At 65.1% G+C, this 21,185-nt stretch carries 24 protein-coding genes; 12 read left to right on the top strand and 12 right to left on the bottom strand.

Annotated elements, in window-relative coordinates:
- The first annotated feature begins 86 nt into the window (after positions 1-86).
- The 5 genes from IE071_RS08600 (at position 87) to IE071_RS08580 (ending at position 3,312) form a co-directional block, all read left to right on the top strand.
- On the top strand, positions 87-1,169 hold the full coding sequence (locus IE071_RS08600; RefSeq protein WP_189440673.1) for an NAD(P)H-dependent flavin oxidoreductase: 1,083 nt from the start codon (positions 87-89) through the stop codon (positions 1,167-1,169).
- 85 nt (positions 1,170-1,254) lie between these two features.
- Positions 1,255-1,641, top strand: coding sequence for a ribosome silencing factor (rsfS, locus tag IE071_RS08595; RefSeq protein ID WP_189440672.1), 387 nt, complete (start codon positions 1,255-1,257; stop codon positions 1,639-1,641).
- Between the two features lie 112 nt (positions 1,642-1,753).
- On the top strand, positions 1,754-2,224 hold the full coding sequence (gene rlmH, locus IE071_RS08590; protein ID WP_189440671.1) for a 23S rRNA (pseudouridine(1915)-N(3))-methyltransferase RlmH: 471 nt from the start codon (positions 1,754-1,756) through the stop codon (positions 2,222-2,224).
- 26 nt (positions 2,225-2,250) lie between these two features.
- Entirely contained in the window at positions 2,251-2,700 is a 450-nt protein-coding gene (locus IE071_RS08585; RefSeq protein WP_189440670.1) for a GNAT family N-acetyltransferase, read from the top strand.
- Between the two features lie 39 nt (positions 2,701-2,739).
- On the top strand, positions 2,740-3,312 hold the full coding sequence (locus tag IE071_RS08580) for a Maf family protein (RefSeq protein WP_308427767.1): 573 nt from the start codon (positions 2,740-2,742) through the stop codon (positions 3,310-3,312).
- A 6-nt stretch (positions 3,313-3,318) separates the two neighbouring features.
- Here IE071_RS08580 and IE071_RS08575 read toward each other — a convergent pair whose 3' ends face one another.
- Both IE071_RS08575 and IE071_RS08570 read right to left on the bottom strand, forming a co-directional pair.
- Entirely contained in the window at positions 3,319-4,149 is an 831-nt protein-coding gene (locus IE071_RS08575) for a CPBP family intramembrane glutamic endopeptidase (protein ID WP_189440669.1), read from the bottom strand.
- A gap of 48 nt (positions 4,150-4,197) precedes the next feature.
- The gene (locus IE071_RS08570; protein WP_189440668.1) at positions 4,198-4,590 is read right to left on the bottom strand and encodes an MAPEG family protein; all 393 of its coding nucleotides are present in this window, start codon (positions 4,588-4,590) and stop codon (positions 4,198-4,200) included.
- Positions 4,591-4,709: 119 nt separating this feature from the next.
- On the opposite strand from IE071_RS08570, the gene ypfJ reads away from it, so the two are divergent.
- Together ypfJ and IE071_RS08560 are read left to right on the top strand one after the other, a co-directional pair.
- Positions 4,710-5,585, top strand: a complete 876-nt coding sequence (ypfJ, locus tag IE071_RS08565) for a KPN_02809 family neutral zinc metallopeptidase (protein WP_189440667.1) — start codon at positions 4,710-4,712, stop codon at positions 5,583-5,585.
- A gap of 102 nt (positions 5,586-5,687) precedes the next feature.
- Entirely contained in the window at positions 5,688-6,074 is a 387-nt protein-coding gene (locus IE071_RS08560; protein ID WP_189440666.1) for a YkgJ family cysteine cluster protein, read from the top strand.
- A gap of 3 nt (positions 6,075-6,077) precedes the next feature.
- Here IE071_RS08560 and IE071_RS08555 read toward each other — a convergent pair whose 3' ends face one another.
- Positions 6,078-6,872: an anti-sigma factor family protein gene (locus IE071_RS08555; protein WP_189440665.1), complete on the bottom strand. Its 795-nt coding sequence runs from the start codon at positions 6,870-6,872 to the stop codon at positions 6,078-6,080.
- The gene (locus IE071_RS08550) at positions 6,862-7,431 is read right to left on the bottom strand and encodes a sigma-70 family RNA polymerase sigma factor (protein WP_189440664.1); all 570 of its coding nucleotides are present in this window, start codon (positions 7,429-7,431) and stop codon (positions 6,862-6,864) included. The genes IE071_RS08555 and IE071_RS08550 overlap by 11 nt, the downstream gene beginning before the upstream one ends.
- A gap of 163 nt (positions 7,432-7,594) precedes the next feature.
- Here IE071_RS08550 and IE071_RS08545 point away from each other — a divergent pair, with 163 nt between their 5' ends.
- Together IE071_RS08545 and IE071_RS08540 are read left to right on the top strand one after the other, a co-directional pair.
- The gene (locus IE071_RS08545; protein ID WP_189440663.1) at positions 7,595-8,539 is read left to right on the top strand and encodes a metallophosphoesterase family protein; all 945 of its coding nucleotides are present in this window, start codon (positions 7,595-7,597) and stop codon (positions 8,537-8,539) included.
- 89 nt (positions 8,540-8,628) lie between these two features.
- Positions 8,629-8,931, top strand: a complete 303-nt coding sequence (locus tag IE071_RS08540) for a cupredoxin domain-containing protein (protein ID WP_189440662.1) — start codon at positions 8,629-8,631, stop codon at positions 8,929-8,931.
- On the opposite strand, the gene IE071_RS08535 is transcribed toward IE071_RS08540, so the two are convergent.
- From IE071_RS08535 to IE071_RS08525, 3 genes are all read right to left on the bottom strand, one after another.
- The gene (locus IE071_RS08535; RefSeq protein ID WP_189440661.1) at positions 8,918-9,742 is read right to left on the bottom strand and encodes a dioxygenase family protein; all 825 of its coding nucleotides are present in this window, start codon (positions 9,740-9,742) and stop codon (positions 8,918-8,920) included. The two genes, IE071_RS08540 and IE071_RS08535, sit on opposite strands and share 14 nt — an antisense overlap.
- A 110-nt stretch (positions 9,743-9,852) precedes the next feature.
- Positions 9,853-11,466 carry a sulfotransferase gene (locus IE071_RS08530; protein WP_189440660.1) on the bottom strand — a complete coding sequence of 538 codons (1,614 nt, stop codon included), beginning with the start codon at positions 11,464-11,466 and terminating at the stop codon, positions 9,853-9,855.
- Positions 11,467-11,630: 164 nt separating this feature from the next.
- Positions 11,631-13,565, bottom strand: a complete 1,935-nt coding sequence (locus IE071_RS08525; protein ID WP_189440659.1) for a DEAD/DEAH box helicase — start codon at positions 13,563-13,565, stop codon at positions 11,631-11,633.
- A 147-nt stretch (positions 13,566-13,712) separates the two neighbouring features.
- On the opposite strand from IE071_RS08525, the gene fghA reads away from it, so the two are divergent.
- Entirely contained in the window at positions 13,713-14,561 is an 849-nt protein-coding gene (fghA, locus tag IE071_RS08520; protein ID WP_189440658.1) for an S-formylglutathione hydrolase, read from the top strand.
- A 114-nt stretch (positions 14,562-14,675) separates the two neighbouring features.
- On the opposite strand, the gene IE071_RS08515 is transcribed toward fghA, so the two are convergent.
- Complete coding sequence (locus IE071_RS08515; protein WP_189440657.1) at positions 14,676-16,013, bottom strand: DEAD/DEAH box helicase; 1,338 nt, start codon at positions 16,011-16,013, stop codon at positions 14,676-14,678.
- A gap of 165 nt (positions 16,014-16,178) precedes the next feature.
- Positions 16,179-16,835, bottom strand: a complete 657-nt coding sequence (locus IE071_RS08510; RefSeq protein WP_189440656.1) for a class I SAM-dependent methyltransferase — start codon at positions 16,833-16,835, stop codon at positions 16,179-16,181.
- 127 nt (positions 16,836-16,962) lie between these two features.
- Between IE071_RS08510 and IE071_RS08505 the strand changes: the two genes are divergently transcribed.
- Complete coding sequence (locus tag IE071_RS08505) at positions 16,963-18,195, top strand: MFS transporter (RefSeq protein WP_189440655.1); 1,233 nt, start codon at positions 16,963-16,965, stop codon at positions 18,193-18,195.
- Positions 18,196-18,262: 67 nt separating this feature from the next.
- Positions 18,263-18,748: an FKBP-type peptidyl-prolyl cis-trans isomerase gene (locus tag IE071_RS08500; protein WP_189440654.1), complete on the top strand. Its 486-nt coding sequence runs from the start codon at positions 18,263-18,265 to the stop codon at positions 18,746-18,748.
- Between the two features lie 76 nt (positions 18,749-18,824).
- Here IE071_RS08500 and IE071_RS08495 read toward each other — a convergent pair whose 3' ends face one another.
- The 3 genes from IE071_RS08495 to IE071_RS08485 form a co-directional block, all read right to left on the bottom strand.
- Complete coding sequence (locus IE071_RS08495) at positions 18,825-19,394, bottom strand: C40 family peptidase (protein WP_189440960.1); 570 nt, start codon at positions 19,392-19,394, stop codon at positions 18,825-18,827.
- A gap of 66 nt (positions 19,395-19,460) precedes the next feature.
- A complete protein-coding gene (locus tag IE071_RS08490; protein ID WP_189440653.1) occupies positions 19,461-20,699 on the bottom strand; it encodes a TonB family protein in 1,239 nt (412 codons plus the stop codon).
- A 2-nt stretch (positions 20,700-20,701) separates the two neighbouring features.
- Entirely contained in the window at positions 20,702-21,088 is a 387-nt protein-coding gene (locus IE071_RS08485) for a BlaI/MecI/CopY family transcriptional regulator (RefSeq protein ID WP_189440652.1), read from the bottom strand.
- Positions 21,089-21,185 lie beyond the last annotated feature (97 nt).

Below are 21,185 nucleotides of genomic sequence, written 5' to 3'. Positions count from 1 at the left end.
GCTGTTGCGGCGCTACCTGTCGGCGGCTTCTGCTGGGTGCGGCAGCGGTGGATACTTGAATCTTCCAACGCTGCAGGCCACCCGACATGAGCTCACCATTCGCCAGCCGACTTGGGCTCGAGCATCCGCTGATCCAGGCGCCGATGTCCGGCTCGTCGCCGCCGGCCCTGGTGGCGGCCGTATCCAATGCGGGCGGCCTGGGCTCGCTCGGCGCCGGTTACCTGGAGCCGCAGGCGATTCTCGAGCAGGCGGCGCAGGTCCGCGCACTCGGCGATCGGCCTTACGCGATCGGTCTGTTCGTGTTGCCCGATGAATTCGATGCGGACATGTCCGCGGTGGCGAAGGCACGCGAACAACTCGATGCCCTGATGGCGCGTGAAGGTCTCGATGTGCGTACCAGCTTGCCGACGCGCTGGGCGCCGCGCTTCTCTGAGCAGTTTGCCGCGCTGTGCGAGGCGCGCCCGGCGGTGGCGAGTTTTGCGTTTGGCCTGATCAATCCGGCGCAGCTGCGCGAGCTGCAGCAGCGCGACATCTACGTGATCGGTACCGCCACCACCGTTACCGAAGCCCGGGCCTGGGCCGCCGCCGGTGCGGACGCGGTATGCGTGCAGGGCGCCGAGGCCGGCGGGCATCGCGGCACCTTCCTGCACGAGGCCGAGGACGCCATGATCGGCCTGTTCGCGTTGCTGCCGCTCACCGTGCGTGCGCTGGCGGAGTCCTCAAGTGAGGTGCCGGTGATCGCCGCCGGCGGCATCATGGACGGTCGCGGCATGCTGGCGGCGGAAGTCCTTGGCGCGGCGGCCAGCCAACTGGGCACCGCCTTTCTCACCTGCCCGGAGTGTTCGGCGGCCGAGACATGGAAGCGGGATCTGCCGCATGTCGAGGCCGATCAGGTCACCACGATCCGGGGTTTCTCCGGCCGCGCGGCCCGCGGCCTGCGCAACCGTTTCGTCGAGGCGATGCCGGAAGCGCTGGAGGGGTTGCCGTATCCGGTCCTGAACGCGCTCACCGCGCCGTTGCGCCGGGCTGCGGCGGCGGCCGGGCGCGGTGATCTGCTGTCCGAATGGTGCGGGCAGGCCGCCGGCCTGGTGCGGCCGCAGCCGGCGGCCGAGCTGGTAGCGCGCCTGATGCACGAATACCGGCTGGCCAGACGGCTGCAGGCACCCTGAGCGGTGCCCAGAGCAGCCTTGACGGCAGGCGGTTATACTGCGCCCGCGCCATTTCGCGCTGCGATCACACCTGAGGCTCCTCCTCTTGAGTACTGCCCGTACGAACAAGTCCGTCACCACGGCCACCCTGCGCAAGTCAGTCATCGACGCGCTGGAAGAATTGAAAGCCAAGGACGTTCGCGAGATCGACGTTCGTGGCAAGACCTCCATCGCCGACCTGCTGGTCATCGCCTCCGGCACCTCAGCACGTCACGTCAAATCCATCGCCGACGAAGTCAGCAAGTTCGCCAAGAAGGCGGGCGTGATGCCGCTGGGTGTGGAAGGCGAACAGGAAGGCGAATGGGTGCTGGTCGACCTGGGCGACGTGATCGTCCATGTGATGCTGCCGCGCATCCGCGAGTTCTACGGCCTGGAGCGGCTGTGGACGGTGGGCGACCACGGGCACGAAGTCGACGCAGCGCATGCCAGCTGATACCTGTGTGGGGTTCGCTGCAAGATTGGCCCCTCTCCTCAATCCTCTCCCCTCCGGGGAGAGGAGGCGATCGTGGCGCTGCGCGCCGGCTTTCATTTGATCGACGACAATCATGCGTGCACGCCTGATCGCCGTCGGTGAACGCATGCCCGGCTGGGTGGCCGAAGGCTTTGCCGAATACCGCAAGCGGCTCTCGCACGAGCTGCCGCTGGAACTGATCGAACTGAAACCCGGCATTCGCGGCAAGGGCCGCGATGATGCGCGGGCGATCCAGGACGAAGGCGCGGCGATACTTGCCGCCCTGCCACACGACATCCATGTGGTTGCGCTCGATGGCCGCGGCAAGACGTGGTCCAGCGAAGAGTTGGCCGAGCAGCTGGCGAAGTGGCGCATGGCCGGACGTGATCTGGCGTTCCTGATCGGCGGCCCGGATGGTCACGCACCCGAGGTGTTGGCGCGTGCCGACCAGCGCTGGTCGCTCGGTCCGTTGACCCTGCCGCACATGCTGGTGCGGCTGGTGCTGGCCGAACAGTTGTATCGTGCCAACACGATCATGGCCGGACACCCTTACCATCGGGCCTGATCGTCAGCCCTGTCTACGGAATCGCCATGTCCTTCCAGATCCGGCAAGCCACCATCCTCGATCTCGACACGCTGGCGCCGCTGTTCGACGGCTATCGCCAGTTCTACGGCCAGCCGGCCGACCTGGCGCGGGCGCATGATTTTCTGGCCGAGCGCGTCCATCAGCACGAGTCGCTGATCCTGCTGGCGAAGGACGAACACGGCGATGGCCTGGGTTTTACTCAGCTGTATCCGCTGTTCTCCTCGGTTCGCACGGTCCGTACTTGGCTGCTCAACGATTTGTTTGTGGTGCCTTCGGCACGTCGGCAAGGCGTAGCGGCGGGCTTGCTGGTTGCCGCGGCGGAACAGGCCCGTGCGCTGGGTGCAGCCAGCCTGTCGCTGTCGACCGCACTGGACAATGCACCAGCGCAGGCGCTGTACGAATCGCTGGGCTGGCAGCGTGACCGGCAGTTCTGCGAGTACAGCCTCGCGCTGTGAACCGTTACGCTGGTGGTTTCACCACAGATCGGAATTCAGATGCTTCACCTCGCTTCGCAGTCGCCGCGCCGTCGCCAGTTGCTGGAACAGATCGGCGTGGACTTCGTCGCGCTCGATGTCGACGTGGCCGAGCAGCGTGCGTCGGGTGAGTCGCCGCAGGCATACGTGAGCCGAGTGGCACGCGACAAGGCACGCGCGGGACTGGCCAGCCTCGGCAGCATGCAGGATGCGTTCGTGCTGGGCGCAGATACCGAAGTGGTGCTGGACGATGAAGTATTCGGCAAACCGCAGAATGCGGACGATGCCGCCGCAATGCTGCGCCGGCTGTCGGGGCGCACGCATGCAGTGATCTCGGTGGTGTGGCTGGTCAGCGCGGTACGCGAGCAATCGGTCGAGTGCGTGTCGCAGGTGCGTTTTGCCACGCTGGACGAGCCGACCATCGCCGCTTACGTCGCCACTGGCGAACCGTTCGGCAAGGCCGGCGCATACGCGATCCAGGGCCGCGGCGCCGTGCTGGTTGAACATCTGCAGGGCAGCTATTCCGGTGTGATGGGTTTGCCGGTGTTCGAGACGGCACGACTGCTGCACGACCTCGCCACTCCGTCGAAGTAAGCGTGCTCAGCCAGGCAGGTTGAGCGCCACGAACCATCCCGCCACGGCGAGCAGGTTGTTCACGCCGTGCGCCACCACGGCCGGCCAGATCGAGCCCGAGCGCAGTCGCAACCAGGCCAGCACCAGCGCCAGCAGGGCCAGCTCAGGCAACGCGTACCACTGGTATTGCAGGCCCGGCAGATGGACCAGCGCAAACGCCAGCGAGCTGATCGCCGCCGCCCAACCCGCATGCCGGCGCTGCAGCAAGGCCGACAACAGCACGCCGCGAAACAACAGCTCCTCCACCAGCGGACCCACGCTCACCACCACGAGTACCAGCGGAAGGCGCAACCCCAGCGGGGTGCTGCCGCCAAGTTGCTGGATGTCCTGGGTCACCGCATGACCGTGTGCCAGCAACTGGGTCAGCCATGTGCCCAGCAGCGGTACGGCCAGTCCCGCCACCATGGCCAGGGCCAGGAACTGCAGGTTGCGCGGCAACGCGAAACCGAAGCCCGGTGGCTGCGCCAGTGACCACAGTTGCGGCCATTTCCGATATGCCAGCCATAGCGTCACGGGTGCGGAGACGGCGAGCGAGAGCATGACCAGCAGCGCCTGCATGGCTGGTTGTTCGACGGCTGCCGGAATCGCCAAGTCGAGATTTGGCCCGGCATGACTGAGCGCCGCTATCACGCCGATGATCAGCGCGAGCAAGGTGCTGGTCATGATCTGCAGCAAAAAATAGGTGGCGATCAATCCCGCAGCAGCCCACAAGCCGGGTACCTGCGCATGGACCAGTGGCGCCGGTGAAGGCGGTAGTGCCGGAGGCAGCGGAGCAGCTTCGGTACAGATGACTTCCATGCGGAAACTATGCCTGACGGGCTGTGGGTGGAACGGATGCAGTTGCCGTCAGCCGAGCAACAGCACGCGGCCGACGCCGATGCAGGCCATCACCAGCGTGGCCCCCCAGCCGATCATGCCGACCGTGAAGCCGGGACCTCGTTTGCCCGCCTCTTTCAGGTAGGCCAGCGCATACCACACCCGACCAACCAGCCAGATCAGCCCCGCCACGCCGGCCCAGCCACTGAAACCGTAATTGGCCGCCAGCCACAGCGTGGGCAGGAACATCACGGTGCTCTCCAGCGTATTCATCTGCACCCGGTAGGCGCGCTCGAAGGCCGGATCGCCACTGATGGCCGGCGCCTTGATGCCGTACTTGTCACGGGCGCGGCCCACGGCCCACATGGTGCCGAACAGCAGCAGGACGGTGAGCAGGGTAACCAGGGCAGGCAGATGGGTCATGGTGGATCCTCATGAAGGGTTGCCTACTCTAGCCGCAGCGCGTGCGTGGCGTGATGCCAGACAAGGCGCTATCGTCGCCATGCAGCATCGGGGGCGGTGCATCAGTCAGCGAGGGGCGTATGGATTGGCAGAAGGGCGGCAGCAGTGACAACGTCGAAGTCGACAGCGGCAGCGGCGGGGGGGGCGGCGGTGGTCCGGGTTTCGGCGGCGGTCGCATGGGGATTGGCGGTCTGATCGTGCTGGCCATCCTGGGCTGGGTGTTCTTCAAGAATCCGCTGGCCTTGCTCGATCAGGGCGGTGGCGCCCAGCTGAATGCGCCGACGCAGACGACGGGCGTGCCGGCGCAGGTCGACCCGCAGCAGAAGGCCTTCGTCAGTGCGATCCTGCATTCGACCGAGCAGACCTGGGGTGAGATTTTCCAGGCCAAGGGTGCTACCTACGTCGATCCCAAACTGCACCTGTTCAGCGGTGGAGTGAGGACGGCTTGCGGCGGTGCGACTACCGCGGTGGGTCCGTTCTATTGTCCGGGCGACCAAAAAGTCTATCTGGATGTGGCGTTCTTCCAGCAACTGCAGGATCAACTGCAATCCTCCGGCGATTTTGCCCGCGCCTACGTGATCGCGCACGAGGTGGGCCACCACGTGCAGAAGCTGACCGGCGTGTTCGACAAGGTCGACGCGGCACGTCGTAATGGCACACCGATGGACGGTGCGGACGGCTTGTCCGTGCGGCAGGAACTGCAGGCGGATTGCTACGCCGGCGTGTGGGCCAACCACAGCCAGAAGGATCTGAACTGGCTGCAGCCGGGCGACATCGAGTCGGCGCTCAACGCCGCCAGCCATATCGGCGACGACACCCTGCAACAGCAGGCGCAAGGTCGGGTGCGCCCGGACACGTTCACCCATGGCACTTCGGCGCAGCGGGTGAAATGGTTCAAGACCGGTTTCAGCGGCGGCGACATGGACCAGTGCGATACGTTTGCCGGCGAACCCTGAGCGCGGGTTTGCGTGATGCCGTGAAAGGCCTGCCGCACGGCAGGCCTTTCACGTTCTAGAATCTGCAGGCTGCGCGCCTCGGGGTGCGCCCTGGTCGATCCCATGCAACATCCCTGTCTGCGCTGTGGTGCTTGTTGTGCGCACTTTCGCGTGGCGTTTCACTGGTCAGAGGCGGAAGCCTTCCTCGGCGGAGGTGTGCCGCCGGAACTCACCGAGAAGCTCGATCCACACCGACTGGCGATGCGCGGCACCAACGCCGCGCAGCCGCGTTGCGTGGCGTTGCAGGGCACGGTGGGTGTAGCGGCGCATTGCGGCATCTACGCGCAGCGGCCGTCGGTATGCCGCGAGGTGCAGCCGTCGTGGGAGTTCGGTGCGATCAGTCCGCAATGCGACAAGGCCCGACTCGCGCATGGATTACCAGTGCTGACGCCCGAGGACTGGCTCGATCCGTTCGATGCCAGCGAACCACCGATACCGCAAAGCGCCTGAGCGTTATCGCGACGGGTTCACGGCTGGTGTTCCAGCATCGTTCTGGAAGGCGAGCACGAACTGTTTCAGATCGCCCGCGCTGACGTCGGAGATGGCGACATAGCGCATGCCTTCGGCGGTCCAGCGGATGACGGTGTAACCGTGACGCTGCACTTCCGCTTGCGCCGTCGCCGCCGAATCCGCTGGCCACTGGTAGAGGTTGATTACATGCAGGTGCCGCTTGTAGATCAGGGCGGCAACACTGCGCCCGTCGATCGCATCGAGACGGCCACCGATCAGCGGGAACCCTTCGCTGACTAAATCCTTCACACGCGGCGAGAAATCGAGCTTGCCCTCGAACCATGGTTTCACCGTGTGCTGGTCGGTCGACACCACGTCCATCAGGTGTTGTGCCTGCAGCGAGCGGATGTGGCTGGAGATGGCCTCGGCCACGACCGGATTGCTGTCCGCGCCGCGCTGCTGCAAGGCGGTGATCCATGCCGGACTGGTGAGCAGCAACGCACCGGCGAAACCGGCGGCCATCGCGTAGGCGAGCGGTGCGCGACGGGGCTGGGAAGAAGCGGGCAGGGTGGCCTGCGCCGCGGATGGCGCGGGGCTCCAGCGTTCGCGCAACGCGTCCGGCGCGCGATGGTACAGCCCGGGTTGCGCCAGCGCCTTGCGCAGTCGGCTGTATACGCCGTAGTTGGCTGTGCAAGAGGTGCACTCCTGCAGGTGCCGGGCCATGACCGCGCTTTGCGCAGCGTCCAGCTCGTCATCGAGATAGGCGTGCATCAGCAGCCTGGTGTCATCACAGGTCATGACGACGTACCTCCTTGGGGCGGCAGGTCAGCTCGGTCTTCAGGCGTTCCCGCGCACGGGCGAGCCGGGACATGACGGTGCCGATTTTCTGTTCGGTGATCGCGGCGATTTCCTTGTAGGAACACTCTTCCAGCTCGCGCAGCACGAGCACTTCGCGCAGCGGAGGTGGCAGGCGTTCCAGTGCGAGCTGCAGCGTGCCGACGTCCACCGCCAGCAGGGTCAGGGCTTCCGGTGAAGGGCCCTGATCGATCAGCGGATGGGCGTCCTCGTCCAGCGACTCGCGCAGGTTGTCGGGCGGGGTTTTCATGCACAGCGTGTAGTAGGTGTTGCGCACGATGGCGAGCAGCCAGACGCGGGCGTCGTTGCCGTGGAAGCTGTCGAAATAGCGCAGCGCCCGCAGCATCGCTTCCTGCACCACATCCTGCGCATCCGCATCGTTGCGCGCGAGCCAGCGCGCGAGGTTGTAGGCCGCGTCGAGGCACGGCAGCACGAGCGCCTCGAAGCGCGCGCTGCGGACGCTGTCCGGGCTTGGCGGGATGACGTGCAAATCGACGGGCATGAAAGGGATTACCTCGGCTGGCTCGACTTTATTCCCGCCGCGCAAAAGCGGGAATAGGCGAGCCAGGCGATCGGTAATGCAGGGAGAGGGAAGCCCAGGCATCTACGGCCACCCGATTCCCGGCCGTGGCCGTTCGACCATTCACCCCTGCGGAGTGTTCATCATGCAAGACAATCACGACAACGAAGCTGGCGGCCGCCGCCAGTTCCTCAAATGTATGGCCTGGGCCGGGGCCGGCACGCTCTGGCTGATGAAGGGCGGCGTGCTGCGCGCCCAGCCGTTGGGTGATGGCGCGGCGACGGCATCCATGGCGGATGCCAGCTTCAGCTTTGCGCAGATCAGCGATTCCCATATCGGCTTCCACAAGGCGCCGAACATGGACGTGGTGGGCACGCTGCGTGCTTCGGTGGCGCTGGTCAATGCGCAGGCCGCGCGTCCGGATTTTCTGTTGCATACCGGCGATCTCACGCATCTGTCGAAGCCCGAGGAGTTCGACACGCTGACCGGCGTGATGCAGGAGTCGCACGCGCGCAAGGTGTTCTACGTGCCGGGCGAGCACGACGTGATCGGCGACAACGGTGCCGAATTCTTTCGCCGCTTCGGCGAACGCCAGCAGACGGGCGGCTGGTACAGCTTCGACCATCGCGGCGTGCACTTCGTCGGTTTGATCAACGTGCTCGACCTCAAGGCCGGTGGGCTGGGTTCGCTGGGCATGGAGCAGCTGGCCTGGCTGAAAAAGGATCTCGCCGGGCTATCCGCCGAAACGCCGCTGGTGGTGTTCGCCCACATGCCGCTATGGCCGCTGTACCCGCCGTGGGGCTGGGGCACGGACGATAGTGCCGAGGCGATGTCCCTTCTGCGACGGTTCGGCTCGGTCAGCGTACTCAATGGCCATATCCACCAGATCCAGCAGAAGGTGGAAGGCAACATCACGTTCTACACGGCGCGCTCGACGGCCTATCCGCAACCTGCGCCCGGCGTCGGGCCTGGGCCCGGACCGATGAAGGAGGTGGCGCCGGGCGCGCTGCATCGCTATCTCGGCATTCGCGATGTACGCCACGTGCAGGGCAGGCAAGCCCTCGCCGTGACCGAGGAGGTGCTGTCGTGAAAGCGATTGCCCGTGGATTTGCACGACCACACGCGCTGCGTTGGCATCCAACTGTGCTGCTGGCGTTGGGCGTGCTTTGCTGTGTCAGCATGGCATCGCCTGCCGCTATGGCAGCAAGTGCAGCGGCCTCGAAGGCGATGCACACGCAGCAGATCGAGATACGCAACTTCGCCTTCGCGCCCGCGACGCTGACCGTGCCGGCGGGTACCCGCGTGGTGTGGACCAACCAGGACGAGGAGCCGCACGTGATCACCAGCGCCGGTTCGCAGTTCGCTTCCTCGAAGGGACTGGATACCAGCGACTCCTACGCGGTGACGTTTTCCAAACCGGGTACCTATGCCTATTACTGCTCGATCCACCCGATGATGGTCGGCACGATCATCGTGCAGTGAGCGGGGTGCGCGAGTCGTCGACGGTCGGGCCGTCGAAGCGGTAGATATCCATCGCCAGCAGGCCCATGTCGATGCCCGCGTCGATCCGTTGCGCATGGGCCTTTGCGCCGGCGGCACCCAACGCCACGAACAACGGCAGCAGGTGCTCGTCGGTGGGATGCGCGCGTTCGGCGAACGGTGCCTGGCGGCGATAGTCGAGCAAGGCGTCGATATCGCCGGCGGCGAGCTTCTGCTCGATCCAGTCGATGAACGGCTTTACGTACGGCGCCTGCCGCTCGTCGCTGTAGCCGGCGCGCAGATCGTGCAGATTGTGGGTGATGCTGCCCGAGCCGATCACCAGCACGCCTTCGTCGCGCAACGGCGCCAGCGCCTGACCCAGCGCGTACTGATGCGCGGGGCCAAGTTCGGGCTGGATCGAGACCGGTACTACCGGAATGTCGGCGTCCGGATACAGCAAGCGCAATGGCACCCAGGCGCCATGATCCAGTCCGCGCTTGGGATCGGCGATGGGCGCCAGGCCCGCATGATCCAGCAACTGCATGACGCGATCGGCCAGCACAGGATCGCCTGGCGCCGGATAGCGCAGCTGGTAAAGTGCGGCGGGAAAACCACCGAAATCGTGGATGGTTTCGGGCATGGCTGCACTGCCGACCTGCGGCCGTCGCGACAGCCAGTGCGCGCTGGCCATCACGATCGCCTTCGGCCGTGGCAGCACAGCAGCCAGTTCGGCCAGTCGTTCGCCGGTCAGGCCCGGTTGCAGTGCAGTCATCGGCGAACCGTGCGAGATGTACAGGCTGGGCAGGGTGGTCATTCGAGGTTTGCTCCACGGGAATCCATGCCGTCATGGTGGGGGCACATCGACGATTTGCCGAGCCCGTTGACGGAAACGATGTGTCGCCGTCAGCGCACGATCGCCATGCATCACTTGATGGTGGGGATGCCGAGGCCGAAACGCAGCGGATCGAGCAGCGCACCGTAATGGGCCGCGCGCGCGGTATCGCGTTGCAGCGGCTGCCGTACCTGCGCCGCGCTGGCGGTGCGCACGCTGCGGGTTGCCTGGTGGTAGTCGAGGCAGACCGGATCGAACGGCAGCCCGCAGAACGCCAGCAACGCGCGGATCTCGCACTCCGGTTCGGCCAGCAGCGCCTCGTAACGCTGGATGCGGATGCGCTGTGGAGCGGCGGCCTGCCACAACGCCATCGCGCGCTCGTAATCGTGGATATAGGCGGCGATGTCGGTCAGCGTGCAGGCGAAATGCGGCAGCCGGTAGAACTGCTGCTTGTAGCAGGACCAGCCCGCCTCCAGCGCATCGCGGCGGGCGTCCACGATGCGCGCGCCGGGCAACATCGCGGCGAGCACGCCGCCGAGCAGCCAGTTCGACGGCAGCTTGTCGGTGTGGCGCGGCTTGGTCCGGCGCCAGCGCGCGGTGCGTTCCAGGTAGCGCCGGCCCAGTCGCTGCCAGTCGTCGGCGCTGGCGGCACCGATCCATTGCAGCAATGGCTGGCGGCGGCGTGCGGATTCCTCGCTGAGTACCTGTTCCAGATCGGGCAGCTCGCTGGCGCCTTCGACGTCGGGATGGGCGGCGAGGATCTGCTCGAACAGGGTGGAGCCGGAACGCGGCAACCCGACGATGAAGATCACCTCATGGCCGAGCGTGGCGTCCGTCGGTGTCGGCAGTCTGGCTGAGGCAGCGAGCATCGCGTCGACGTGCGTATGGAACGCTCCCGCCTGCCATGTAGACAGCGCGCGCAGTTGCGCGTTGGCTGCGTTCAGTACGGCAAACGCCTGCTCGTAGTGGCCTTGGTCCTCGCATACCTTGCCCAAGGCAAAGCCCATCGCTATACGGTCAGGCGGATTGATGTCGGTACGGCGCAGTGCCGTTGCCAGCTGCTCGCGATTGGTCTCGGACAAGGGTCGCGTCTTCATGTTCGCCAGCCCACGCCAGGCGTCGCCGCAGGCAGGATGCAAGGTGAGTGCTGCGCGATAGCGCGCATCGGCATCGTCGAAACGGCCTGCATGCACCAGTGCATCGCCAAGCAGGATCAGCGCGGGCAAGAAATCCGGCGCCAGTGCATGGGCCTGCTGCAGCGCGTCGATCGCCGCATCGGTATCGCCATGTTGCTGCAGGTTGCGGCCGAGGTTGAACCACGGCATCGCGGCCTTCGGCGCCAGCGCACAGGCTTGCCGCCAGCTGGCGAACGCAGCGTCCAGTTCACCGGCTGCCTGTTGTGCATTGCCCAGATCGGAATAGGCCAGCGCGTAGTCCGGCCATTGCGCGAGGGCTCTCTGCAGGATGGTCTGCGCTTCGGCATGGCGTTGCGCGCGGGTGTGCAGGATGCCGTACAGCCGCAGCGCTTCCGGATGCTCCGGCGTCATCGCAAGAACAGTATCCAGCGCCTGTCGTGCAGTACTTTCGGCACCATCACGGATGGCATGTGCCGCAACCTGCAGCTGCCGTACGGCTGCAGGTGCGAGACCGGCAAGACACGGTTCGGCACGGTTGAGCTGGCGCTGTTCGGCGGAAGGGCTGGACATGCGGCGGTTTCGCAGCGGCGATGATCCGGCCGATGGTACGTCGTCGCGAGGGTGCTTATCGAGCAGCCTGTCGCCATCCTGTTTCTGTGTGCATCAATCGAACGACAAGCTGATGCGCTTCAGCGCGCCGCCGACCCAGGGGCGAGCAGCGCGCTCCGAAACGGTTACTTGCGACGCGGTGGCTTGCCGCCGCTGGGCCGCGGCTTGAAGCTGCCGGGCTTCTTGAAGCCGCCTGGCTTGTGCGATGGCGGTGCACTGGTGCCAGTGTCGGTGCCGTCCCACTCGTGGATGCGCAGCTGCTGCTGCACCACCCACACTTTCTTGAGGTGCTCGAACACTTCTGCCGGCATGCCGTCGGGCAGATCGATCAGGCTGTAGTGGTCGCGGATGCTGAGGCGGCCGATGAACTGGCTTTCCAGACCGGCCTCGTTGGCGATCGCGCCGACGATGTTGCCCGGCTTCACGCCATGCTCGTGACCAACCTCGACACGATACGTGCGCTTGCCTTCTTCGGTGGCATGCGCGCGCACCGGACGATGGCCGAAGTCGCGCGGCGGCGCATTCTCGTGCGCGCCATGCTGGTGTGGGGCATGTTCGCGTGGCCGTGATTCATGTGGCCTGGACTCGCGCGGCGGATGGCTGGCAGCAGAAGTTTCACGCGGCGCACTCGGCGGACGGCGTTCGCTGCTTGTGCGCTCGCGTGGTGCCGCGCGTTCGACCCGCTCACGCGAGGCGGGTTCGTACTTTTCGCGCTTCGGCGGCGGTGCCAGCAGCAGCGGCTGATCACCCTGCGCGATACGCGCCAGTGCGGCGGCAATCTCGAGCGCCGGCACGTTGTGCTCCTGCTCGTACTGCTCGATCAGCTGCTGGAACTGGCCGAGGTTGCCCTGCGCCAGCATGTCGCTGATGCGCTGCTTGAACTTGCCGATGCGCACGTCGTTGACCACGTCGACCGACGGCAGCTGCATCTGCTCGATCGGCTGGCGGGTGGCACGCTCGATCGCGTTCAGCATGCCGCGCTCGCGCGGGCTGACGAACAGGATCGCGTCACCGGCACGACCGGCGCGACCAGTGCGGCCGATGCGATGCACGTAGCTTTCGGTGTCGTACGGAATGTCGTAATTGAACACGTGGCTGATGCGCTCCACGTCGAGGCCACGTGCGGCCACGTCAGTGGCGACCAGGATGTCGAGCTTGCCGTCCTTCAGCTGCTGGATCACCCGTTCGCGTTGCGGCTGAGCGATGTCGCCGTTGATCGCGGCAGCAGCCAGGCCGCGTGCCTGCAGCTTGCCGGCGAGTTCCTCGGTCGCCTGCTTGGTACGCGCGAAGATGATCATCGCGTCGAACGGCTCGGCTTCCAGGATGCGGGTCAGCGCATCGAGCTTGTGCATGCCGCTGACGAACCAGTAGCGCTGGCGGATGTTCGGCGCGGTGCTGGTGGAGGACTTGATCGTGACTTCGACCGGATCCTTCAGGTGGCGCTGCGCGATCTTGCGGATGACGCTTGGCATGGTCGCCGAGAACAGCGCGACCTGGCGCTCGGGCGGTGTCGCCTGCAGCACTTTCTCGACGTCGTCGATGAAGCCCATGCGAAGCATTTCGTCGGCTTCGTCGAGCACCAGATACTTCAGCTCGGACAGGTCCAGCGTGCCCTTGTCCATGTGATCGATCACGCGGCCGGGCGTACCGACCACGACGTGCACGCCGCGCTTCAGCGAGTGCAGCTGCGGGCCGTAGCTCTGGCCGCCGTAGATCGGCAATACCTGGAAGCCGGGGATGTGCGCGGCGTAGCGCTGGAACGCCTCGGCGACCTGGATCGCCAGTTCGCGCGTGGGCGCCAGCACCAGTGCCTGCGGCTTGCCGGCGCGTGGACTGATCTTCGACAGGATTGGCAGCGCGAACGCGGCGGTCTTGCCGGTGCCGGTCTGCGCCTGGCCGAGCACGTCGCGGCCTTCAAGCAGCGGCGGAATGGTGGCGGCCTGGATCGGCGAAGGCGATTCATAGCCGACGTCGGCGAGTACGCGCAGAACGTCAGGGTGCAGCGCGAGTGCGCCAAAGCCGGACGGGACCGGGGCGTTGTCGGAAACGGGGGATGACATGGGGGTACCTCAAAACAGAGAGCGGCGCCGGGAATGCGGCGCGCAAGTCGTGCATTCTACCAGTCTCCGGGCTTGCGCGTCGCCGGTCTGGCTGAACGCGATGCTGAGGTGGCGCGCGGTTATGCTTCGGGGCCGATGAGGACGACGATGGGCATGCTCGAAACGATCTCCGAACAACGCCTGCACGGCGGTGTGCAAGGCTTTTACCGGCATCAATCGGAAGCTTGTGCCGGACCGATGCGCTTTGCCGTATATCAGCCGCCACAAGCCGCACAGCAACCGTGTCCGGTGCTGTACTTCCTGGCCGGGCTCACCTGCACCGAAGAGACGGCGACGATCAAGGCAGGCGCGCAACGGCTGGCGGCCGAACTAGGGCTGGTATTGGTCATGCCCGATACCAGCCCGCGCAACACCGGCATCGACGGCGCCACCGGCGACTGGGAGTTCGGCGAAGGCGCGGGTTTCTACGTCGATGCCAGCGTGGCGCCATGGTCGGCGCATTTCCGCATGCGCAGCTACGTGGCCGATGAGCTGCCGGCGCTTATCGCCGCACACTTTCCGGTGGACGTCGAGCGCAGCGGCATCTGTGGTCATTCGATGGGTGGCCATGGCGCGTTGACCATCGCCTTGACGCATCCGACGCGCTACCGCTCGGTGTCGGCCTTCGCGCCGATCGTGGCGCCCAGCCAAGTGCCGTGGGGCAGGAAGGCCTTGCCGCGTTATCTCGGCGTCGACCCGAAAACCTGGGCCGACTACGACGCCTGCGAGCTGGTGCGGCGGCAGACCATTCCCGGCACGATCCTGATCGATCAGGGCGAGGCCGACCAGTTCCTCGAAGCCCAGCTGAAACCCGAACTGTTCGACCAGGCCTGTGCGGAAGCTGGGCAGAGCTTGCTGTTGCGCCGGCACCCCGGTTACGACCACAGTTACTGGTTCATCACCAGCTTTATCGACGATCACATACGTCATCATGCTGTGGCATTAGGGCTGCTCTGAGCATCGCGGCGATCCATCACGGCGTTTGAGTGCAACGCGACGAAGGATTCCGGGTTCCGCATACGAATGTGGCGGCCCTCAGGCCGCCACATTCGGTGTCATTCAAGCGATCGCTCAGGCCTTGGCGGCCGGGCGCGAGTTCGAACGACGGCGCTGGTTGCCGGCGGCGTGATCGCCACGACCCTGCGGCGCATAGCCGTTCGGGCGGGCCGAGCCAGCGGGCTTGCCCTGGCGTGGCGCGCGCGATTGACGTTGTCCACCACCACCACCGCCGCCACCCTGTTTCGGGCGCGGTGCACCGGCATCCAGCCGCAGCGGCGCGGAAGGCTCGTAACCAACGATCGGCGTGATCGCAATGTCCTGCTTCAGCAGCTTGCGGATGTCGTGCAACAGACCGGACTCGTCGTGGCTGACCAGCGACACTGCCAGGCCTTCCATGCCGGCACGACCAGTACGACCGATGCGATGCACATAGTCTTCGGCGACCGAGGGCAGGTCGAAATTGATCACGATCGGCAGCTGCTCGATGTCGATGCCTCGCGCGGCGATATCGGTAGCCACCATCACGGTGATGCGGCCGCTCTTGAAGTCGCTGAGCGCGCGGGTACGGGCATTCTGGCTCTTGTTGCCGTGGATCGCGGCGCTGCGCAGGCCGGAGGCGTTGAGGAACGTCACCAGCTTGTCGGCGCCGTGCTTGGTGCGGCTGAACACCAGCGACTGCCGGCGGCTGTCCGCCGACAGCAGGTGCAGCAGCAGGTCGCGCTTGCGTGAGGCATCGACCGGGTGCACCTGATGGCTGACCAGGGTGGTGACGGTGTTCGGCGCCGAAACCGAGATCTCTTTCGGGTTGTGCATGAACTCCATCGCCAGCGTCTTGATCGCCGGCGCAAACGTGGCGGAGAACAGCAGCGTCTGGCGCTTCTTCGGCACCGACTGCAGGATGCGCTTCAGTGCCGGCAGGAAGCCCATGTCCAGCATGCGGTCCGCTTCATCGAGGATCAGCGTTTCCACGGCCGACAGATCGAGCGTGCGCTGCTGCATGTGGTCGATCAATCGACCCGGGGTGGCGATGACGATGTCGACGCCGCGACGCAGTGCATTGATCTGCGGGCCCATGCTGACGCCGCCGAAGATGGTGGTGGCGCTGACCTGCATGTGCTTGCTGTAGTCGCGCAGGTTTTCATGCACCTGGGCGGCCAGTTCGCGAGTCGGGGTGAGTATCAGTGCGCGCGGGCGACGGGTCATGGTCTGACCGCTGGTCGACAGTTTCTGCAGCAGCGGCAGCGCGAACGCAGCAGTCTTGCCGGTGCCGGTCTGGGCAGCGGCGAGCAGGTCATGGCCTGCCAGTGCCGGCGGAATCGCGGCGGTCTGGATCGGGGTGGCCTGGGTGTAGCCGTAATCGGCAAGCGCACGCAACAACGCGGGCGCAAGGCCCAGCGAATCGAAGGACATGTAACACTCCTGAGCAACCCGGAGTGTTCATACCGTGTTGCAGACTTGGGGGAAGAGGGCGGCATTGCCGCAGCAGTCAGAGTGACTGCGCCGCCAAGTATAGCTGATTCATCAGCACCGTGCTTGCGCGGTGGCCGCCAAACTGAATGGAACGGCGAGACGGCCTCAGTAGTGCGGCCGTGCCACGATCAAGTAGCTGTTGAACGGAGTATGTCCGCGCAGTGGTTCGATACGCACATCGAGCCCGGCGTTTTCCAGCGGGGCACGCAGTTCATCGGCGGTCGGATAGTGTTGCGCCCCACCGGGAATCCAGCCGGACGCACGCAGAAAAAACTCCTCGATCCGGGTAGCGTGGAAACGCCAGTTCGGTTCGCGCAGCACATTGCGGATGATCAGGCAGCCTTGCGGTGCCAGATGCCGGATGGCCGCTTGCAACAGCGCGGGCTGACGTTCGGCAGGCAGATAGTGCAGCACGTCGAGCAGGGCGACGTGGCCATGCATCGGCGGAAGTTCGGCCACGTCGGCATGTTGCAGGCTCATCATGGTGTCGAGTCCGGCGCGCTGCGCGGCAATCCGTCCCGCAGCGATCTTGCGCAGATCATGATCGAGTCCGAGATACGGCTGTCGGTGCCCTTGCGCGTGCAGATACTGCCCAAGCAGGCCGATGCCACAGCCGATGTCGAGCAGGGGCAGCGGGCTGCCGGTAATCAGCGCCGCGGTGGCGGCATAGACCGGATCGCTGGCCAGTTTGCTCCTGACGTAACAGCGTTGCAGATGGGAGTCATACAGACTGGCGATGCGATGCCGGGTGCGACGATCCATGCGTGTCCAGTCCTTGCGTCGATTGCCTCAATCTAGGTCATCGCGTGCACGTGTGCCATGTCGACGTCGCGTTTTCGGCCATCCCGGGCATACGATAGCGGCCATCTGCCGATCCGAGAGAAGTCTGATGTCGCTGCTTGCGCCCCTGCGTGAACTCGATTCCAGCCAGCGGCATACCGTGCTGGCAAGTTTCCTCGGCTGGACGCTGGATGCGTTCGATTACTTCCTGCTGACCTTCGTCATCGTCACGGTGGCAAAGGAGTTCGAGGTGGGCACGGCGCAAATCACCTACGCGCTGTTCCTGACCCTCGCCGCGCGGCCGCTGGGCGCATTGCTGTTCGGACGGCTGGCCGATCGTTTCGGGCGGCGGCCGATCCTGATGCTCGATGTGATCCTGTTTTCGGTGTTCGAACTGGCCACCGCGTTCTCGACGTCGCTCACCATGCTGCTGGTGCTGCGCTTCCTGTTCGGCGTGGCGATGGGTGGCGAGTGGGGCATCGGTGCGTCGCTGGCGATGGAATCGATCCCGGCGAAGGCGCGCGGCGCGGTGTCCGGTCTGCTGCAGAGCGGCTATCCGTGCGGCTTCTTTCTGGCGGCATTGGCGAACTGGCTACTGGTCGACCATATCGGCTGGCGCGGGTTGTTCGTGGTCGGTGCGATCCCGGCCCTGCTGGTGCTGTACATCCGGCGCAAGGTGCCGGAGTCGGCGGTATGGCAAGCGGGGCAGCAGGCCTCGAAACGCCCCGGCTTGCTGGAAGCGATGCGTGGTCATTGGAAGTTGGCGATCTACCTGATGCTGCTGATGATGGCGTTCAACATGTTCAGCCACGGCTCGCAGGACATGTATCACACCTTCGAAGAAACCAACCTGCATCTACCCACCGGCTCGGCGATGGCCTTCGTGCTGGTGGCGTTGTTGAATCTCGGGGCCTTGGTTGGCGGCCTGTATTTCGGTGCGCTCTCAGAACGCATCGGTCGGCGCAAGGCGATGATGATCGCCGCCTTGCTGGCGATACCGGTGATTCCACTGTGGATGTATGGCGGCTCGCTGATCCTGCTGGGCATCGGCGCGTTCTTGATCCAGATGATGGTGCAGGGCGCCTGGGGCGTGGTGCCGACCCATCTGAACGAGTTGTCGCCTGCGGCGGTGCGCGGCACCTTGCCGGGGTTTGCCTATCAGATGGGCAACCTGCTGGCGGCGGTCACTGCTACCGCGCAAACCTGGTTGGCCCAGCGGCATGGCGGTGATTTCGCGTTCGCGATGTCGTTGTGGATGGTGTTGGTGGCCTTGTTGCTGGCTGTGCTGTTGTGGCTGGGGCCGGAGGCGCGCGGGGTGGGTTTCGGTCGAGCGGAGTCGTGATGTCGATGCTGGCCGCTGGCCGGCTGCTGCTAGAATCCGTCGTTTGATCCCATCGACGAGACAGGCAATGAAGGCTGGCAAGGACAAGGTCATCGCGATCCACTACACGCTAACAGTGGACGGTGAAAAGGTTGAGAGCTCGCACGATCACAACGAGCAACTGTGGATCCTGCTCGGCCATGGCCAGCTGATTCCGGGTCTGGAGACGGCGATCGAGGGCCATGAGGCCGGCGATACGCTGTCGGTGGACGTGGCTGCAGCCGACGGTTACGGCGAACGCCAGGAAGACCAGATCCAGCGCATGTCGAAGAAGTATTTCCCGCAGGCCAACCGACTCAAGCCAGGCATGGTCACCGTACTGAAACTGAAAGATGGCGGCCAACGCGCCGTGACCGTGCACAAGGTCGGCATGAGCGCGATCGATGTGGATCTTAACCACCCGATGGCCGGCAAGGCCCTGCATTTCGACGTGGCCATCAACGAAGTGCGCGATGCCACAGAGGAAGAGATCCAGCACGGCCACGCGCATGCGCCGGGTGCTGACGCACACTGAGCCTGGCGGCATCCTTTAGACGACAACGGCGCCCTTCGGCGCCGTTGTTTTTAATGCGACCTGCCAATCCGGCGTATCAGTCCAGCACACGCTTGCCGTAGGCAAAATGGCCGCCCCAGTACGGCCCGTCGATGTCGTCCAGCCGCACCGTGCCACCACTGTTCGGTGCATGCACGAAACGCCCCTTGCCGACATACACGCCGACATGGCTGATCGCGCCGTCGATGTCGAAGAACACCAGGTCGCCACTGGCCAGTTGGGTCATCTGGCGCACCTTGCGGCCGTCCATCGCTGCCATGTCGTGCGACGTGCGTGGCAGCTTGATGCGGGCGGCGGTGCGATAGATGTAGTCGACCAGTCCGCTGCAGTCGAAGCCGCCCGCCGGCGTGTTGCCACCCCAGCGGTACGGGGTGCCGACCAAGCCGATCGCGCGAAACAGGATGTCGTTCGCGGCACCAGCGCTGGCGGCTGAGGGTGCGAGTGGTGGCAGATCAGCCAGGGCCGAGTGCGAGGTCTTGAAGGTGGGCTGCCGTCGATGCGGACCGCTGGCGCAGGCGGCCAGCAGCAGAATCAGCGTACCGAGCAATAGCTGGCGTGCAGCGTGCGCTGACCATGACGTGGACGTCGATCGGGCGGCAGGGTCCATACGCATGAAACAACCTCGGCTTGAGTCGAGCCGAGGTTATCAAATCAATGACTTGGAAGGAAGTTCTCAGGAACTGGTCGAATTTGAAGGCGAGGCGGGCGCAACTGCGGGAGACGGCGCCACAGGCATCGGATCCAGGCTGAACTTCACCGGCACGCGGTCGTAACCCACGATGGGCTTGCCGTCCTTCATGGCGGGATTGAAATGCCATTGCATGGCGGCATCGCTAGCGGCCTTGACCAGACTGGGTGCGGCATGCGTCGCCGGATCCACTTCGATAGTTTGCGGACGGCCATCGGTACCGACCAGAACCATCAGGATGACGGTGCCTTCCTGCTTGTTCTTGATCGCATCGGCTGGGTAGTGCGGTTGCATGTGTGAGTTGTAGCTGAGGTCGGATGAGGCGGATTGGTCCGGTTTGGCGTGCGTGAGGGCTTGCGCGGTGAACGCACTGCCCAGCATCAGGGCGGCCAGGCCGATGTATCCGAGACGACGGCGCAAGGCACCGGGACGATGGCGCTGGATCATGTTCAGTCGCTCCTTCAGTTGTGGCTCGCTGAGCCAGGGGATGAGTACCGGCTTGGAATCCATGCCGGTGCTGTGCAGCAAGGTTCGTGCGTACGCCATCTCGTCCTGTGGCAACTGGCGCAGCACACGTTCGTCGCAGGCCAGTTCCTGATCCAGTCGCAGCCGCGGTAGCGCCAGCCACGCCAGCGAGTGGAACCACAGCAATGCAACGGCAAGTTCGGCCAGCAGGCTCCACAGCGCATCGCCGCGGCACAGATGCATGCGCTCGTGCTGCAGCACCAGTCGCCGCTCGTCGGCGTTGAAGCGTTCGAGAAAGTCCCCGGGCAGCAACAGCAGGCTGCACGGCGCCCACAGCACCGCCGGGCCGGCTGGATGCAGCCGCAGGCGGCGTGGATCGAGGTCACCCAGATCGGTTTGCAGCAGTTGCAGCAGGGGAGCGGGCAGGCGGCAGCTTTGCCTCAGCAGGCGGCCGTAATGAATCATCAGGCGCAGCAGGCAGATCAGCGCGCCGATCAGCCACAACAGCTGCGGGCAATGCAGCGTCGAAGCCGTTTGTCCAACCTGCGCGGCGAAAGTCTGCGTGGCAGGCAGCACCAGCAGCGTCGGCGAGATCGACCATGTCGACGGCAAGGTGGGCAGCCACGGCAGCACAGCCAGCATCAGCGGTAGCAGCCATAGCGTGAATGCCGGCCCGGCACCGAACAGACGTCGCGCCGGTTTACGCAGGGCCAGCACGAGTGCGAGCCCAAAGGTGAGGTAGAGCAGCATGCCGAGCATGGTCAGCGTGCCTTCTTCTCGATCGCATCGATCAGCTTGCGCAACTCGGCGACCTCCTTCGTCGAGAGCTTTTCGTGCTGGCTGAAGTGCGCCAGCAGCGGCGCCACCTTGCCGCCGAATACGCGATCAAGCAGGCTGCGGCTCTCCAGCCGCTGCCATTCCTCACGTCGCAGCAGCGGCGAATACAGATAGCGTCGGCCATCCTTCTGCGCGCTCACCGCACCCTTGCCGAGCAGGCGGTTGAGCAGGGTCTTGATGGTTTTTTCGTGCCAGCCGGTGGGTTGCAGCAGGCTGGCCACGATGTCTTCGGACGTCTGTGGCGCTTGCTGCCAGAGCACCTCCATCACCCGGCTTTCGGCATCGCTGATGGCAATCGGCTTGTTTGGCACAGGCGCTCCGGTTTTGGATTACATGCGTAGTCCAATAAAGATTACGCATGTAATTTTATAAACGCAAGCGCTCCGTGAGAGGTCTTCCCATCAAGTC

This window comes from Rhodanobacter panaciterrae (genome assembly GCF_014651895.1).
GTDB classification, from domain to species: Bacteria; Pseudomonadota; Gammaproteobacteria; order Xanthomonadales; family Rhodanobacteraceae; genus Rhodanobacter; species Rhodanobacter panaciterrae.
This window is presented reverse-complemented; position numbering and strand designations above follow the sequence as displayed.